Genomic DNA, 14,589 nt, shown 5'->3' on the forward strand with positions numbered 1-14,589 from the left:
GATTCCGACACATGGCAAAAGCACTTGTATTCATTGACAACCCGGGCGCAGCGCTCAAGAAGAGCAGCCTGGAGCTCCTGACGATCGCGCGTTCCCTCGGGGAAGCGGTGGTCGCCTTCAACGGCGAACTGCACGACGACGTCGCGGCCGCCCTGGGTGCACAAGGAGCCTCGGTTCTTTACCGCCCGTCCGCCACGGACCTGGACGACTTCCTGGTTGCGCCGAAAGCGGCATATCTTGCCGCTGCAGTTGCAGCCTCCGGAGCCCAGACCGTCCTGCTGGAAAACACGGCCGACGGCAAGGAAATCGCGGCCCGTCTTGGCGTGAAGCTCAACGCCGGCGTCATCACCGATGTTGTGGGCGTCGACGCCGACGGCACGGCCCACAAGTCGGTCCTGGCGGGCTCCTACACCACCACGGCCAAGGCGCGCACCGCCGTCTCCGTCCTCACGGTCAAGCCGAACAGCGTCGACGTCGAGGCCCCGGCCACGGCAAGTACACCCGAAACCGTGACTATCGAGGTCCCGGCCGATGCCACGGCGAATGCCGCACGGGTCACCGGGCGTGCGGAAAAGCCGGCCAGCGGCCGTCCGGAGCTCACCGAAGCCCGGATCGTGGTTGCCGGCGGACGCGGCGTCGACGGCGACTTCGGTCCTTTGGAAGAACTGGCCGACGCGCTCGGCGGTGCACTCGGAGCTTCCCGTGCCGCCACGGATGCAGGCTGGATCGGCCACGACTACCAGGTCGGCCAGACGGGCAAGACCGTGTCCCCGCAGCTCTACATTTCGGCGGGCATCTCCGGAGCGATCCAGCAGAAGGCCGGCATGCAGACCTCCAAGGTCATCGTGGCGATCAACAAGGATGCTGAATCGCCGATCTTCGAAATCGCGGACTTCGGCATCATCGGCGACCTCTTCAAGGTTGTTCCGCAAGCCACCGAAGAGATCAAAAAGCGGAAAGGCTGATCCCTTTGTCTTCTGACGATACGTCGGCAAAGAGCCCGTTCAACGCCTCCAGGGAGCGCGTTGAGCGGGTGCTTTGTTTTACCGCCCATCCGGACGACATCGACTTCGGCGCGGCCGGCACCATCGCCGCTTGGACCGCTGCCGGCGTCGATGTCAGCTACTGCGTCATGACCGACGGCGACGCCGGAGGTTTCGATCCTGCCCACCGCGAAGAGATCATTTCCATGCGCGCAGAGGAGCAGAGACAAGCCGCTGCCCTCGTCGGCGTCACCGATGTGCACTACCTCCATGAGCGCGATGGCTACCTGGAACCGACGCATGGGGTCATCAAGCAAGTGGTGAGACTCATCCGCGAAATCCGCCCCGACATCGTCCTTGCCATGCATCCGGAACGCACCTGGGACAGGATCCAGAAAAGCCATCCCGACCACCTCGCAGTGGGGGAGATCGTGACCCGGGCGGTGTACCCGGCGGTGGAGAACCCCTTCGCCTACCCGGAACTTGCGGAAGCCGGCCTGGAGGCCTTCAAACTCCCCTGGCTGTGGCTCTTCGCCGGTCCTGAAACCCGTGAGAACTATTTCGTGGATGTCACCGAGCACATCGACGCGAAGCTGGCCGCCATCCGGATCCACGCCAGCCAGCACCCCGATCTGGAGGGCATGGAACGGGCTGTCCGAGGCATGCTCCGGCATAATGCCTTGCGCGCCGGCATGCCGGAAGGGCGCAGCGCCGAGGCGTTCCATGTGGTGGAAGTCAACGGTTCCCAAACCATCGCCGGTTTCTGAAATTGCTGATGTGTAATCTCTGTCATATGCTTACTTTCGTTTAAATCATATTTAATTGAGAGAGGCAGACTTTGATGGCGAAGACTGCACAACAACCGGTATTGGTGATCATGGGTGTCTCCGGTTCCGGTAAATCGACAGTGGCCGGCGTGTTGGCCGGCCGGCTGGGTTGGGACCTCGCCGAAGGCGACGACCTGCACCCGGAAGCAAACGTTGCAAAGATGCAGGCGGGGCACGCACTCAGCGATGAGGACCGTTGGCCGTGGCTGGACATCATTGCCGACTGGATCAAGGAGCGTACCGCAGCAGGAAGGCCGGGCATCATCACGTGCTCGGCCTTGAAGAAGCGCTACCGGGATGTCCTGCGCGGCGAGGGCGTCGTATTCATCTTCCTCCAGGGGAGCAAGGACAAGATTTCCGACCGGCTGGCTTCGCGTCACGGACACTTCATGCCCGCCTCGCTGCTGGAATCCCAGTTCGATGCACTGGAGGCACCCACCGAGGACGAGAACCACATCTCGCTGTGCGTCTCCGCTTCTCCGGCAGAAGAAGCAGAGGAAATCATCGAACGGCTCGGCCTTGAGGCACAGACCGCCCACGCGGTCGGTGGTGCAGCGTGAACTGGACCGGGCACGATACCCAACTCCTTGTGGTCGCGGCTATCGGCATTGCGCTGATCGTCCTGCTGATCGCCAAATTCAAAGTCCACCCCTTCCTTTCCCTGGTGCTCGGATCGGCCTTCGTTGGCCTGGCCTCCGGAGTGGAGCTGGCCAAGGTCGTCAGCAACTTCGAGGACGGCGTGGGAGGCGTCCTTAAAGAGGTCGGCATCCTGATTGCGCTCGGCGCCATGCTGGGCAAGCTCCTGGCGGATTCCGGCGGCGCAAACCGCGTGGTGGACACCTTGCTGGAGAAGGCCAGCGGCAACAAGGTGGTCTGGATGATCACCTTGGTTGCGGTCATCATCGGCCTCCCGATGTTCTTTGAGATCGGCCTCGTCCTGCTGCTTCCGGTGATCGTCCTGGTCGCCCAGCGCTCGCAGATGAAGCTCATGCGCATTGCCATTCCCGCGCTCGCGGGTTTGTCCGTGCTGCACGGCCTGGTCCCGCCGCACCCCGGGCCACTCATCGCCATCAGCGCGGTGAAGGCGGAACTGGGCACCACCCTGGCATTGGGGCTCCTGGTGGCCGTCCCCACGGTCATCATTTGTGGGCCGCTGTTTTCCCGTTTGGCCGCGCGCTGGGTTCCAGTTGACGCTCCTGCGGTGGCCGGCGGCGTCGACACCAAGCACGCAGTCGACCTGAGCGAAGTAAAGCGTCAGCCCAGCTTCCTCGTCACGTTGTTGACCATCATTTTCCCGGTGGTGCTCATGCTCCTGAAGGCCGTGGCGGACATTGTCTGGCCCGACGCGGCCCATGCCCCCATGATCCGCACGGTCCTGGACTTCGTGGGCCAGCCCCTCGTGGCAATGACCCTGGCCGTGCTCGCCGCGATGGTGACCTTCGGCTACGCCGTCGGATTCACGGGCAGCAAGATCACGGCCAAGCTGGGCGATAGCCTCGGACCGATTGCCGCAATCCTGTTGATCGTGGGCGCAGGCGGCGGCTTCAAGCAGACCCTTATTGGCGCCGGCGTCGGTGACGCGGTCAAGAAATGGGCCGAAGGCGCCAATATGTCCGTGCTGGTCCTGGGCTTCATTGTGGCTGTGGCGCTTCGCCTGGCCACGGGCTCGGCGACAGTTGCCACTGTGACGGCTGCGGGCATTGTGGCTCCGTTGGCGAGCAGCCTCAGCCCGACACACGCCGCACTCCTTGCCTTGGCCATCGGTGCCGGCTCGCTCTTCCTGTCCCACGTCAACGACGCCGGATTCTGGCTCGTGAAGGAACTCTTCGGCCTCACAGTGGGGCAGACGTTCAAGACGTGGTCGGTGATGGAGACGCTCATCTCGGTGGTCGGCTTCGGCTTTATCATGCTGCTCTCGCTGATCATCTAGCGGAGCTGCTTGGCAGTCAGTACGACGGCGGCCCGTCCCCTTTGTTTCCCAAGGGGACGGGCCGCCGTCGTGCTTTTGTTGAGGTAGGCCCTAACCGAGCTCTTGTGCCGCGTAGACCTTGATGCCTTCGAGCAGGTAGGACGCCAGGCCGACCCGGACCTTGTCGTAATTGGCCGTGAACCGGGGGTCGTCCACATACATTTGGCCCAGGCCTACATAGGATTCGGCGTTGGGCGTCCAACTGGCGCAGATCCACTGGTAATGCCGGCCGACGGCTGCCTGGACGTCCGGGTGGTCTGCCGGCAGGGCGGCGTCGAAGCACCTGGCGAGGTCCTCGTTCAGCGCCGCGTACTCCTCCATGAAGGCCTGTTTCTGGGCCGTTGTCATCGCCGAGTGCCGTTCTTTGCTCTCGTCGACGGCCCGATCGCCCCAGCGCTCGCGCGCCTCGGCTTCGTACGGGTTGTTGTCGAAATCCCTGAAGATGTTCTCCGCGGTCATGGTTTCTCCTTGACGTAGTGCTGCGATCGTGGCGTCGACCGTCCGGGACATCCGGTCCAGCCGGTCGCGCTCGGCCAGCAGCCAGTTCCTGTGCACGGCAAGTGCCTCCACAGGATCGGCCTGGCCATCCAGAACTTCGCCGATGGTCTCGAGCCCAAGGCCAAGTTCACGAAGCAGAAGGATCCGCTGCAGGCGCAGCAGCTCAGGCTGGCCGTAGTACCGGTAACCGTTGTTTCCCGTGCGGGCTGGTTCCAATAGTCCTAGCTGGTCATAGTGGCGCAAGGTTCGCGAGGAAACCTTGCTGGCCTTGGCCAGTTCGGAAATGGTCCAGCTATCCGCTTTGTCCTGCTTCATGCATCCAGCGTAGAAGTTGACGTTACGTCAAGGTCAAGCCCCGCCGCCAAGAGCCTATGTCCGGGCAGCGCCCATCGTTCTACGTGAGGGGCGCCGCAGCGACCGTCGGGAGCGTCGGCTTCTTGGAGCCGCCCAGGGGTTCAACCGTGATCCCGATCGCCGCCGCGCTGGAAATGCCGGAGACCACCGCCGGGTGGCTCAAGGCCTGGGCATCCATGAGTCCCTGGGAAACAGGGTCGGAGCCGTCCTTGGGAATGAGCCACATCTGATAGACCTTGCCGGCCGGGGGAGCGGGAACTCCGTTCATACGGACCACCACGGCGTTCCGCGAGCTGGAGACGGACACGGTGGCAGTGCCGCCCCCGTTGACGTTGACGGTGGCTTGCCGGACATCGCCGGCCTGCAGTACCTGGTTCACGGGATCGTTCTGCCCGGCCACGTAGGCGCCCACGCCAACTCCGCCAAGCGCTATTACCACTGCCGCCGCAACGGCTGCCACCCACCCACGGACCCCGCCGAAGCGTCGGCGATCCCGCCGGTTCCGGGCCGCGGCGAGGTCAACGACATCGGGGGTTGCGTGCGTTGCGGAACGGGCCGGCACTTCGGGAACGGAAGAAGGCGAGGATGCTGTGCCGGTTTGTGCGCTGCGTGGTTGTTGCGGGAGCTGCCGCAGAATGTCCTCCAACAGCCCGGGCCGCGGTTCGGCCTCGTCGGCGAAAGAGGCGGCGAGAGTTTCGCGTGACTGCCTGACCCGCTCAAGGAACGCCGAGCGTTCGGGCGCGGCGGCAATGTAGTTGTCGATTTCCGCCCGCTCGGCGTCGCTCAAGGCGTCGAGGGCATAGATCTCGGCAAGCTCCAGGACGCGGCCTTCAGCAAGGTCAGTGGCTATATCGCCGGCGAACATCCTGCGGAGGCCTTCCTTTCCGGCATTCTGCTTGTTGTCATCGTGTTCGGTCATGTCAGCTCACCCCCAGGCAAGTCTTGAGTCGGAGAAGTCCATCGCGGATGCGGGATTTGATGGTCGGAATCGCTGCACCGAGTTGTTCGGCGACCTCCCGGTAGGTGAGCCCGCCATAGTAGGCGAGTCGCACTGACTCCAATTGCGTTTCCGTCAGGGTGCCGAGGCAACGGGTGACGGCCTCGGCCTCAAGCTGGCTGTTGGCTTCTTCTTCCACTGAATCGTGGTCAAGGAGTTGGCTCGCCGCGCCATACTTCGCTTCGCGGTCCGTTGCGGACTGGGCCGAGCGGACACGGTCGATCGCGCGCCGGTGGGTGATGGTCATAAGCCACGCGAGCGGGCTGCCTGCCTCGGGATTGAATTTTGCCGCGTTCTGCCAGACCTGGATGAAGACTTCCTGCGTTGTATCTTCGCTCAGGCCCGCATCCACCAAGACGCGCTTGGCCATGCCGTAGACCCGACGGGCCGTGAGCCGGTAGAACTCGCTGAAGGCGGCCCGGTCGCCGTCGGCCATCAATCCCAGCAATTCCGCAAGCTGCGCATCGGAGCCGGCTATCAGGCCGGGGGGCTCGGGGCCTCGCACATTCGGTGTATCCATCACCGTCCAGCATAGGTTGTCGGCGACCCCGGCAGTACCGGAAGTATTGCGGGTCTTGAGAGTAGTCACCTGCGCCCCTTCCGCGGCCGTCGCTCCACAGGCCCTTTGCTTCACCGGCCCCTTGCTTCGCAGGCCAACCGCCTGCCCAGGCTGTTGGTGGCTGCAAAGGGTATTCGGCGCAGGGGGCATTTTGGATGGGTGATCCGAAGAGGTGACCTTGCGGAGATCCGGCGGCCCGGGCCCGCTAGAGTTTCGCCCCCGCAAAACCGTGTTGGCGCCAGGCCTCGTACACCGCAATGGAGGCGGCATTGGCAAGGTTCAGCGAGCGGAGCGAGGGCAGCATGGGGAGCCGGACGCGCGCCGTGACGTGAGGGTCCTGTTTCAGCCAGTCCGGAAGCCCGACGGACTCGGGACCGAACAGCAAGACATCGCCCTCTTCGTAGGCAATGTCCGTGTAGGACGTTTTGCCGTCGGACGTGAAGGCGAAGACGCGCTCGGGCTGCAAGGCCGCCCACGCGGCCTCGATGTCCTGGTGCACCGTGACCACCGCGAGGTCGTGGTAGTCGAGTCCCGCGCGGCGCAGCTTCGCGTCGGAGAAGTCGAAGCCCAACGGCTCCACGAGGTGGAGCTCAGCGCCGGTGATGGCGGCGAGCCGGATGGCGTTACCCGTGTTGCCCGGGATTTCAGGGGTGTGGAAGAGGATGCGGAACACGTATCAATCCTAGCCAGCGAAAATACCGGGTTGTTCCTGCAGGCTCAGTGCATGCCCCGAAGCAGCCGGGCCAGGACCGGGACAACCACGGTGTTGGGCACGGGCCCCGAACTCAGGAACTGCTTGAGGCCGCGGGCCAGCCCGGACGCGTTGACGATTCGCACCGAACCGAAGTCTCCGTCAGTGCGCCGGTAGTGGTCGATGACCGGCTCGTGCGGGTTGCCGTCCGGGCTGTGGACAACCACCCAACCTGTCACATTCAGCTCCGGAAAGATCTCCTGCATGTGGCGAACGATCAGCTCGAGCTGCGGCGGCGGCACCGAACGTCCGCCGTGCTTGAGCGCCACCCCGTCCCAGGCGTAGGCGCCCTTGGGCAGCAGCATGGAACCGATGAGCGCCAGGCGGTAGCCGGCAAGCAAGGCGTGATCGATGTGGCTGTCGTCCGAAGGGGAGCGGAGCCCGTTGACGAGCCGCGCCGAGGGGATGGCAGGCAGGATCTGGCGGCTGATGAGCTGGACTGTCCGCATTTCGCGCTGAATGCGGGCTTCGGCGCCGAAGATTCCACGCTTCCGGGGAATCCCGTGGATCTGCAGCGCCGCTTCGCCTTTGGAGAGCAGGGGGACTTCGTGCGGATCATCGAAGGGCGGCACATAGACGGGAGCGTCGCCGGCGGTGTTGCGCGGGGCATTTTGCCGATGGACCCCGGCGGTGGTGCGGGTTTCCGCTCCGGGAGTGCCGGACCGGCCGTAGTCCGGTCTTCGCGTTGCGAAGGGGTTCGCACCGCCCGGGGCGCCGCTCGCATAGCGGCGGTCGTACTCCGCGCGTCGCTTGGGATCAATCAGGGTCTCGTACGCGAGCGTGACCTGTCGAAAGACCTCAGGATCTCCGCCGTGGTCAGGGTGGGCGTTCCTCGCGGCCTTCCGGTAGGCCACTTTGATCTCCTTGTCCGTCGCAGTGACGGAGACCCGGAGGATCTGATAGTGGGAACTGCTGCCCTGAGCCAACCACGGGCCTTTCTCTGGATTCTGAAGATTCCCGCCGTCCCGTGCGGAGCGGCCATCCTGGCAAGTCTAGCCAGCCCACCATGAGAACGACGGCGGCCCGGGCTTTAGTTCCCCCGGGAAGTTGAGCCACGGTGATCTTGGAAAGCGCGGCAGGATTAAGCAATGAGTGTTGATTTTAGAGTTAGGCTGGATCCATGACCGGACTTCCCTGGCTGCGTCGGCTCTCCGCCTTGGCATCCCTCGACGACGGCAACCGCCGCCGCCTCTACGAGCACGTCTGCAGCGCAAGCGGTGCGGTCAGCCGCGACGACGCCGCAGTGGCCCTCGGGCTTCCCCGCAGCACGGCTTCCTTCCACCTGGACCGGTTGGTCCGTGACGGACTCCTGAGCGTTGAGTTCCGCAAGCTCGGCGGCAAGGTCGGCCCGGGGTCCGGGCGTCCTGCGAAGCTGTATGCGCCTGTCATTGAAGAGATCGGCGCCTCGGTTCCGGAGCGCCACTACGACCTCGCCGGGGAAGTGATGGCCACTGCCATCCATGACCTGATGGCGAAGGGTGGTTCCGCCCGCGAAACGCTCCTCGAAACCGCCTATGCCCGGGGCCGCGAGGCCGGTAGCACGGAGCAGCATTTCGAGGATGTCCTCGCGAGCTATGGTTACAGGCCCGAAGCCGACGACGACGGCGGGTACTCCCTGGTCAATTGCCCCTTCCACCGGCTGGCCGAAAGCCACACGGACGTCGTCTGCGCCATGAACGGCGCGTTCCTGAGCGGGGCGGCGGCCGCGTGCGGAATTGCCGGGGACCGGATCGCCGAGGACAACCGCGAAGGCCATTGCTGCGCCAAGATCCGTCCTACATCGTGATCCGCCTGCCTCGATAGACTTGGGTAGTGCCTGTTTACCTGGACCATGCCGCCACCACGCCCCTTGCCGCCGTCGCCCTCGCCGCCATGACCCGCGAGCTGGGACGGACCGGCAATCCGTCATCGTTGCATGCTTCCGGTCGGCGTGCCCGGCGATCCGTGGAAGAGGCGCGGGAGGCGATTGCGGCAGCAGCCGGGGCGCATCCTTCCGAGCTCATCTTCACCTCCGGAGGCACCGAAGCGGATAATCTTGCCGTCAAGGGGATGTACTGGGCCCGCCACGACGAAGATGGCCGGCGCAAGCGGATCCTTTGCTCCGCCGTCGAGCACCATGCTGTGCAGGACACCGTCGAATGGCTGGAACGGCACGAAGGGGCCGAAGCGGTGTGGCTCCCCGTCGATTCCCGGGGCGTTGTGCTGCTGGACGCCGTGCGGGCGGAGATCGAGCGTGATCCGGGATCGGTGGCCCTGGTCACCGTCATGTGGGCGAACAACGAGGTCGGCAGTATCCAGCCCGTCAAGGAGATCGTGGAAATCGCCGCTGCCCACGGCATCCCCGTGCACTCGGACGCAGTCCAGGCGTTCGGCTCGGTTCCCCTGAGCTTCCGCGACTCAGGACTCGCCGCGATGTCGGTCTCGGGCCACAAACTCGGCGGACCCGTGGGCGTGGGCGCGCTCTTCCTCGGGCGCTCCACCAAGGTCACTCCGGTCCAGCACGGAGGCGGGCAGGAGCGTGATGTCCGCTCGGGAACCCTGGACACGGCGTCGATCGCGGCGTTCGCCGCCGCAGCGGAGTCGGTTGCTCAAAACCTGCCGGTAGAGCGCGAGCGGATCAGCGCGTTAAGGGACCGGATCATCGACGGCGTCAAGGTTGCCATTCCGGAGGCAGTATTGCGCGGAGCAACCGGCGACGCCCGGCTCCCCGGCAACGCGCATTTCACCTTCCCCGGCTGTGAAGGCGATTCCTTGCTCTTCCTCCTGGATCTCGCGGGCATCGAATCATCCACCGGATCCGCCTGCACAGCGGGAGTCCCCAGGCCCTCGCACGTCTTGCTTGCCATGGGGTTGGATGAGGCCACCGCCCGCGGGGCACAGCGGTTCAGCCTAGGGCACTCTTCAAACGACGCCGACGTCGACGCCCTGCTCAAGGCTCTCCCGGACGCGTATGCCCGGGCGAAGCTTGCCGGCATGGCCGGTCACGAGTCCAGCATCCAGACCGCCGCCACGGTGGCCCGGAGCCACGGCGGCTCTGCCGGCGGCCCGGCAGGCGATCAGGTCCCGGGCAACAACTGATCCAGTGGAACGGCAGGATCAGCCAGGCGGTCCACGTCTACCTGGATGCGCCCCGAAATGAGTGCCTTGACCGGCTTCTGGACCCGTTGCTGGTTGACGCTCATGCCCGCGACGACGGCGCCGTCCCGTAGCCAGAAGGCCAGGAAGCTGATGTCCTCCAACGTGCCACGGATCACGGGTGCGGAACCCGCCGCGAGCGTGGGGTATCCCCAGTACTCCATCGAGACGTCGAACTGGTCCGTATAGAAATAGGGGACCACGTCCAGCATCGCGTCCTGTCCCAACATCGCCTTGGCCGCGACTTTCCCGCCGTTGAGGGCGTTGGACCAGTGTTCGCTGCGGTGGTGGTCGCCGGTGAAGGGGTGCAGGGCGTTGGCGACATCGCCGGCCGCGTACACGTCCGGACTGCTGGTCCTGAGCGACGAGTCCACCACGATCCCGTTGCGGATATCCAGTCCGGCGGCTTCGGCCAGGGCCGTGTCCGGAACCACTCCGACGGCCATTACTACGAGGTCGGCAGGAAGGACCTCGGCGGAATCGGTGACGACGGCGCCGGCTTTTCCGCCAGTGCCGCTGATTTCCGCGGCGCTCGCGGGGAGCCTGAACTTCACGCCGTGCTTTTCGTGCAGCTTGCGGAAGAAGCCGCCCAGTTCGGGGCCGATGGCCATGCTCAGCGGCACGTCTTCCAGTCCCAGCAGGGTCACGTTGTTGCCGTAGCTGCTCGCGGCCGCGGCAAGCTCCATGCCGATCCAACCCGAGCCGATCATCACGACATTCCGGCCTCCGCCGGACAGCTCTTCGTTGAGCCTGCGCGAATCATTGAATGTCCGGAACGTCATGACACCGGCAAGATCGGAACCGGGGAGCGGAATCCGGCGCGGCTGCGCCCCCGTGGCGATCAGGAGCTTGCTGAACTGCAGCTCGGCTCCTGATCCCAATTGTGCCGTGTGGGCGGCAGGATCGGCGGTTGCGACCGCGTCGCCAAGGAGGAGTTCGACGTCGTTCTCCCGGTACCAGCCGGCCGCCAGCACCAGGACGGCATCCTCGCCGGCTTTGCCCAGGAGGAACTCCTTGGAGAGCGGAGGGCGCAAGTAGGGCTGTTCATTCTCCGCGCAGGCCACGGTGATGCGTCCCTGGAAGCCTTCGGAGCGCAGGGTCTTCGCTGCCGTGGCGCCGGCCAGCCCGCCGCCTGCGATAAGGATGTATTCGGTGTCCATGGTGACTCGATTCGCGGGGCGTGGGCGGTTCGCGTGGGCAGCCTGCGTGTGCTTAAGCGCGCAGCCGCAATCTAAAACTGTTTGTTTTGACTTTAGAATCGTCCGGGACGGTGGTCAAGGCATTTTTGGGGCGGATTCCCGCGGGCGCTAGAATAGTTGGGCGCGCTTAGTCTCTTCAGCCGCAATTCTTCTCCCCAACACCAACAGAAAGCCAGCATGCGAGTTCTTGCAGCCATGAGCGGCGGAGTCGACTCCGCCGTTGCCGCCGCCCGCGCCGTCGAGGCAGGGCACGACGTCGTTGGCGTCCACTTGGCGCTGTCCCGCATGCCTGGAACACTGCGCACGGGCAGCCGCGGCTGCTGCACCATCGAGGATTCCCGCGATGCCTGGCGCGCCTGCGACGTGCTGGGGATTCCCTACTATGTCTGGGACTTCTCGGAGCGCTTCAAGGAAGACGTTGTCCAGGACTTCATCGACGAGTATGCCGCGGGCCGCACTCCCAATCCGTGCATGCGCTGCAACGAGCGGATCAAGTTCGCCGCTTTGTTGGAGAAGGCCATCGCCCTGGGGTTCGACGCGGTCTGCACCGGCCACTACGCCAAGGTCATCCAGGACGCCGACGGCAATCCTGAACTCCACCGCGCGGCCGATTGGGCCAAGGACCAAAGCTACGTGCTCGGTGTGCTGACCCACGAACAGCTCAAGCACTCCATGTTCCCGCTGGCAGAGACTCCCTCCAAGGCCGAGGTCCGCGCAGAGGCGGAGCGCCGCGGCCTGTCCGTCGCGAACAAGCCGGACAGCCACGACATCTGCTTCATCCCGGACGGCGATACCGCCGGCTGGCTCGCCGAGAAGATCGACATGACCACCGGCGACATCGTGGATGAGGCCGGAACCAAGGTAGGGGAGCACCCGGGAGCCAATGCCTTCACCGTCGGCCAGCGCCGCGGCCTCAAGCTGGGCACTCCTGCCGCGGACGGCAAGCCGCGCTTCGTGCTGGAAATCCGGCCCAAGGAAAACAAGGTGGTCGTCGGCCCCGAAGCACTGCTGGCCATCGACGAGATCCGCGGAATCAAGGTGTCCTGGGCTGGCCTGCCTATCGCCGAGGTGGCTACCGGCGCCGAATTCGACTGCTATGCCCAGGTCCGCGCCCATGGCGATCCCGTTCCCGCCAAGGCATTTGTCGAGCGGCACGTCGATGACGCCGGCATCGCGCGCGAAGGCCTCGTGGTGACCCTTGTCGATCCGCTCCGCGGCGTGGCCCCCGGGCAGACCATCGTGCTGTACCAAGGCACCCGCGTCCTGGGCCAGGCAACCATCGACGCCGCCCGGTCCCGCCAGCGCGCAGAACTCTAGACCCGGCCAACGCCGCAGCGGCGAAGGCCGCCCGTGAACTGTGAGCGCTAAATACTGTTAGCGCTAACAGCCTCCTCCCAGTAACGTTCCGAGCAGCCTGCGGCGGACCTACTAGCCGAGTTCGCGTCAAAAGAAAAGTAAATTTTGTGTCTCAACTCACAAAATCAAACGTTTCACCAAAAAACCTTCTGGTTGAATCGTGGAGTCAGGAGTACGTGCTCCGATCAAATTACCCACGGCGGTTCGCCGTATCCATCGAACAGAAAGTTCACTGATGGCATTGAACAAAAACGCCTTGCGAAGCGCTATCGCGTTCGCGGGCATCTCCGTATTCGCTTTGACGGCCTGCACGGGCCCGGCGGGCGGCGGCGGTTCAGCTTCCTCAGCTGCCAGCGGTCCGATCGCTTACGGCACCACCGATAAGGTGACTGCACTCGATCCCGCCGGTTCGTACGACAACGGTTCCTTCATGGTGATGAACCAGGTCTATTCCTTCCTCCTCAACTCGAAGCCGGGAAGCGCTGACCCCGTTCCGGACCTGGCAGCGTCGGCGTCGTTCACGTCGCCCACCGAGTACACCGTCAAGCTGAAGCCCGGACTCAAGTGGGCCAATGGCCACACGCTGGACTCCACCGACGTCAAGTTTTCGTTCGACCGGCAGCTCAAGATCAACGACCCCGCTGGTCCTGCAAGCCTGCTCGAAAACCTGGACAGCGTCACGACTCCGGACGCCAACACGGCCGTTTTCAAGCTGAAGCTCGCCAACGACCAGACGTTCCCGCAGATCCTCAGCAGCCCGGCCGCGCCGATTGTGGACCACCAGGTCTTCCCAGCCGACAAACTGCTTTCGGATGACGACATCATCAAGGCCAAGGCGTTCTATGGCCAGTACACGATCGACAGCTACAAGAAGAACGAGCTCATCAGCCTCAAGGCCTACGCTGACTACCAGGGTGTCCTGGGTAAGCCGGCCAACGACGCCGCCACGATCAAGTACTACGCTGAGCCGACCAACATGAAGCTGGACATCCAGCAGGGCAACATCGACGTTGCGAACCGAAGCCTCAGCGCCACCGACGTCGACGACCTCAAGAAGGACTCGAAGGTCAAGGTCAACGTTGGTCCCGGCGGCGAGATCCGCTACATCACGTTCAACTTCAACACCATGCCGTTCGGCGCCAAGGCAGCCGGTGCCGACCCGGCCAAGGCACTTGCCGTGCGCCAGGCGATCGCCAACCTCGTTGACCGCCAGGCAATCGCGGACCAGGTCTACAAGGGCACATACCTGCCGTTGTACTCCAACGTCCCCAGTGGCTTCCTGGGCGCCAACGAGTCGTTCAAGGACGCTTACGGCGACAACGGAAAGCCGAGCCTGGACAAAGCCAAGAAGGTTCTGTCCGATGCCGGCGTCAAGGACGTCGTGACGTTGAACCTCCAGTACAACCCGGACCACTACGGCAAGTCCTCGGGCGACGAGTACGCCATGATCAAGGACCAGCTTGAGAAGTCGGGCCTCTTCAAGGTGAACCTGCAGTCCACCGAATGGGTGACCTACAGCAAGGCCAGCCGTGCGGACGAGTACCCGCTGTTCCAGTTTGGTTGGTTCCCTGACTTCAGCGACCCCGACAACTACTTGACCCCGTTCTTCCCGAACGGCGGCTTCTTGAAGAACCACTTCAACGACCAGGCCGTGACCGACCTGATCAACAAGCAGCTGACCACCACGGACAAGTCGGCTCGCGAATCCACCATCAAGGACGCCCAGAACGCTCTGGCAAAGGACATTTCCACTTTGCCGCTGCTCCAGGGTGCCCAGGTTGCCATCTCGGCAAAGGGCGTGAACGGCGTCGACAAGACGCTTGACGCTTCCTTCAAGTTCCGGTTGGGAACTATTTCAAAGTAAGCAGCCGGTAGGGGGAGGCGGGTGCCAACAGGTGCTTTGCCTCCCCTTATTGCTGATTGCCCCTCATTTGAGCAAAACCCCGCGCGATCCGCGGGCA

At 64.3% G+C, this 14,589-nt stretch carries 14 protein-coding genes; 8 read left to right on the top strand and 6 right to left on the bottom strand.

Annotation, left to right across the window (positions count from 1 at the left end):
* Positions 1-11 precede the first annotated feature (11 nt).
* The 4 genes from AB0O52_RS03065 to AB0O52_RS03080 all read left to right on the top strand — a co-directional run bounded on the left by AB0O52_RS03065 (position 12) and on the right by AB0O52_RS03080 (position 3,740).
* Positions 12-965 carry an electron transfer flavoprotein subunit alpha/FixB family protein gene (locus tag AB0O52_RS03065; protein WP_364533153.1) on the top strand — a complete coding sequence of 318 codons (954 nt, stop codon included), beginning with the start codon at positions 12-14 and terminating at the stop codon, positions 963-965.
* Between the two features lie 5 nt (positions 966-970).
* Complete coding sequence (locus AB0O52_RS03070) at positions 971-1,750, top strand: PIG-L deacetylase family protein (protein WP_364533156.1); 780 nt, start codon at positions 971-973, stop codon at positions 1,748-1,750.
* 74 nt (positions 1,751-1,824) lie between these two features.
* On the top strand, positions 1,825-2,370 hold the full coding sequence (locus tag AB0O52_RS03075; protein WP_364533159.1) for a gluconokinase: 546 nt from the start codon (positions 1,825-1,827) through the stop codon (positions 2,368-2,370).
* Positions 2,367-3,740 (top strand): gluconate:H+ symporter, encoded by a 1,374-nt coding sequence (locus AB0O52_RS03080; RefSeq protein ID WP_364533162.1) that lies wholly within the window; start codon positions 2,367-2,369, stop codon positions 3,738-3,740. Before AB0O52_RS03075 ends, AB0O52_RS03080 begins: the two co-directional genes overlap by 4 nt.
* A 90-nt stretch (positions 3,741-3,830) precedes the next feature.
* On the opposite strand, the gene AB0O52_RS03085 is transcribed toward AB0O52_RS03080, so the two are convergent.
* The 5 genes from AB0O52_RS03085 to AB0O52_RS03105 all read right to left on the bottom strand — a co-directional run bounded on the left by AB0O52_RS03085 (position 3,831) and on the right by AB0O52_RS03105 (position 7,864).
* Positions 3,831-4,592: a MerR family transcriptional regulator gene (locus AB0O52_RS03085; RefSeq protein WP_364533165.1), complete on the bottom strand. Its 762-nt coding sequence runs from the start codon at positions 4,590-4,592 to the stop codon at positions 3,831-3,833.
* 79 nt (positions 4,593-4,671) lie between these two features.
* Positions 4,672-5,550: an anti-sigma factor gene (locus AB0O52_RS03090; RefSeq protein ID WP_364533168.1), complete on the bottom strand. Its 879-nt coding sequence runs from the start codon at positions 5,548-5,550 to the stop codon at positions 4,672-4,674.
* Between the two features lies 1 nt (position 5,551).
* Positions 5,552-6,148: an ECF RNA polymerase sigma factor SigK gene (gene sigK / locus AB0O52_RS03095; RefSeq protein WP_364533795.1), complete on the bottom strand. Its 597-nt coding sequence runs from the start codon at positions 6,146-6,148 to the stop codon at positions 5,552-5,554.
* A 244-nt stretch (positions 6,149-6,392) separates the two neighbouring features.
* Positions 6,393-6,860 carry a tRNA (cytidine(34)-2'-O)-methyltransferase gene (locus AB0O52_RS03100; RefSeq protein WP_364533171.1) on the bottom strand — a complete coding sequence of 156 codons (468 nt, stop codon included), beginning with the start codon at positions 6,858-6,860 and terminating at the stop codon, positions 6,393-6,395.
* Positions 6,861-6,904: 44 nt separating this feature from the next.
* A complete protein-coding gene (locus AB0O52_RS03105; RefSeq protein ID WP_364533174.1) occupies positions 6,905-7,864 on the bottom strand; it encodes a J domain-containing protein in 960 nt (319 codons plus the stop codon).
* Between the two features lie 194 nt (positions 7,865-8,058).
* Here AB0O52_RS03105 and AB0O52_RS03110 point away from each other — a divergent pair, with 194 nt between their 5' ends.
* Positions 8,059-8,724 (top strand): helix-turn-helix domain-containing protein, encoded by a 666-nt coding sequence (locus AB0O52_RS03110; protein ID WP_364533177.1) that lies wholly within the window; start codon positions 8,059-8,061, stop codon positions 8,722-8,724.
* Between the two features lie 26 nt (positions 8,725-8,750).
* The gene (locus AB0O52_RS03115; RefSeq protein ID WP_364533180.1) at positions 8,751-10,016 is read left to right on the top strand and encodes a cysteine desulfurase family protein; all 1,266 of its coding nucleotides are present in this window, start codon (positions 8,751-8,753) and stop codon (positions 10,014-10,016) included.
* Here the strand turns inward: AB0O52_RS03115 and AB0O52_RS03120 are convergent.
* A complete protein-coding gene (locus tag AB0O52_RS03120; protein WP_364533183.1) occupies positions 9,995-11,233 on the bottom strand; it encodes an FAD-dependent oxidoreductase in 1,239 nt (412 codons plus the stop codon). The two genes, AB0O52_RS03115 and AB0O52_RS03120, sit on opposite strands and share 22 nt — an antisense overlap.
* A 216-nt stretch (positions 11,234-11,449) precedes the next feature.
* Here AB0O52_RS03120 and mnmA point away from each other — a divergent pair, with 216 nt between their 5' ends.
* Both mnmA and AB0O52_RS03130 read left to right on the top strand, forming a co-directional pair.
* Positions 11,450-12,589 (top strand): tRNA 2-thiouridine(34) synthase MnmA, encoded by a 1,140-nt coding sequence (gene mnmA / locus AB0O52_RS03125; protein WP_364533186.1) that lies wholly within the window; start codon positions 11,450-11,452, stop codon positions 12,587-12,589.
* Between the two features lie 274 nt (positions 12,590-12,863).
* The gene (locus tag AB0O52_RS03130) at positions 12,864-14,492 is read left to right on the top strand and encodes an ABC transporter substrate-binding protein (protein WP_364533188.1); all 1,629 of its coding nucleotides are present in this window, start codon (positions 12,864-12,866) and stop codon (positions 14,490-14,492) included.
* The last annotated feature ends 97 nt before the right edge of the window (positions 14,493-14,589 follow it).

It is taken from the genome of Arthrobacter sp. NPDC080073 (assembly GCF_040686575.1).
Classification (GTDB): domain Bacteria; phylum Actinomycetota; class Actinomycetes; order Actinomycetales; family Micrococcaceae; genus Arthrobacter.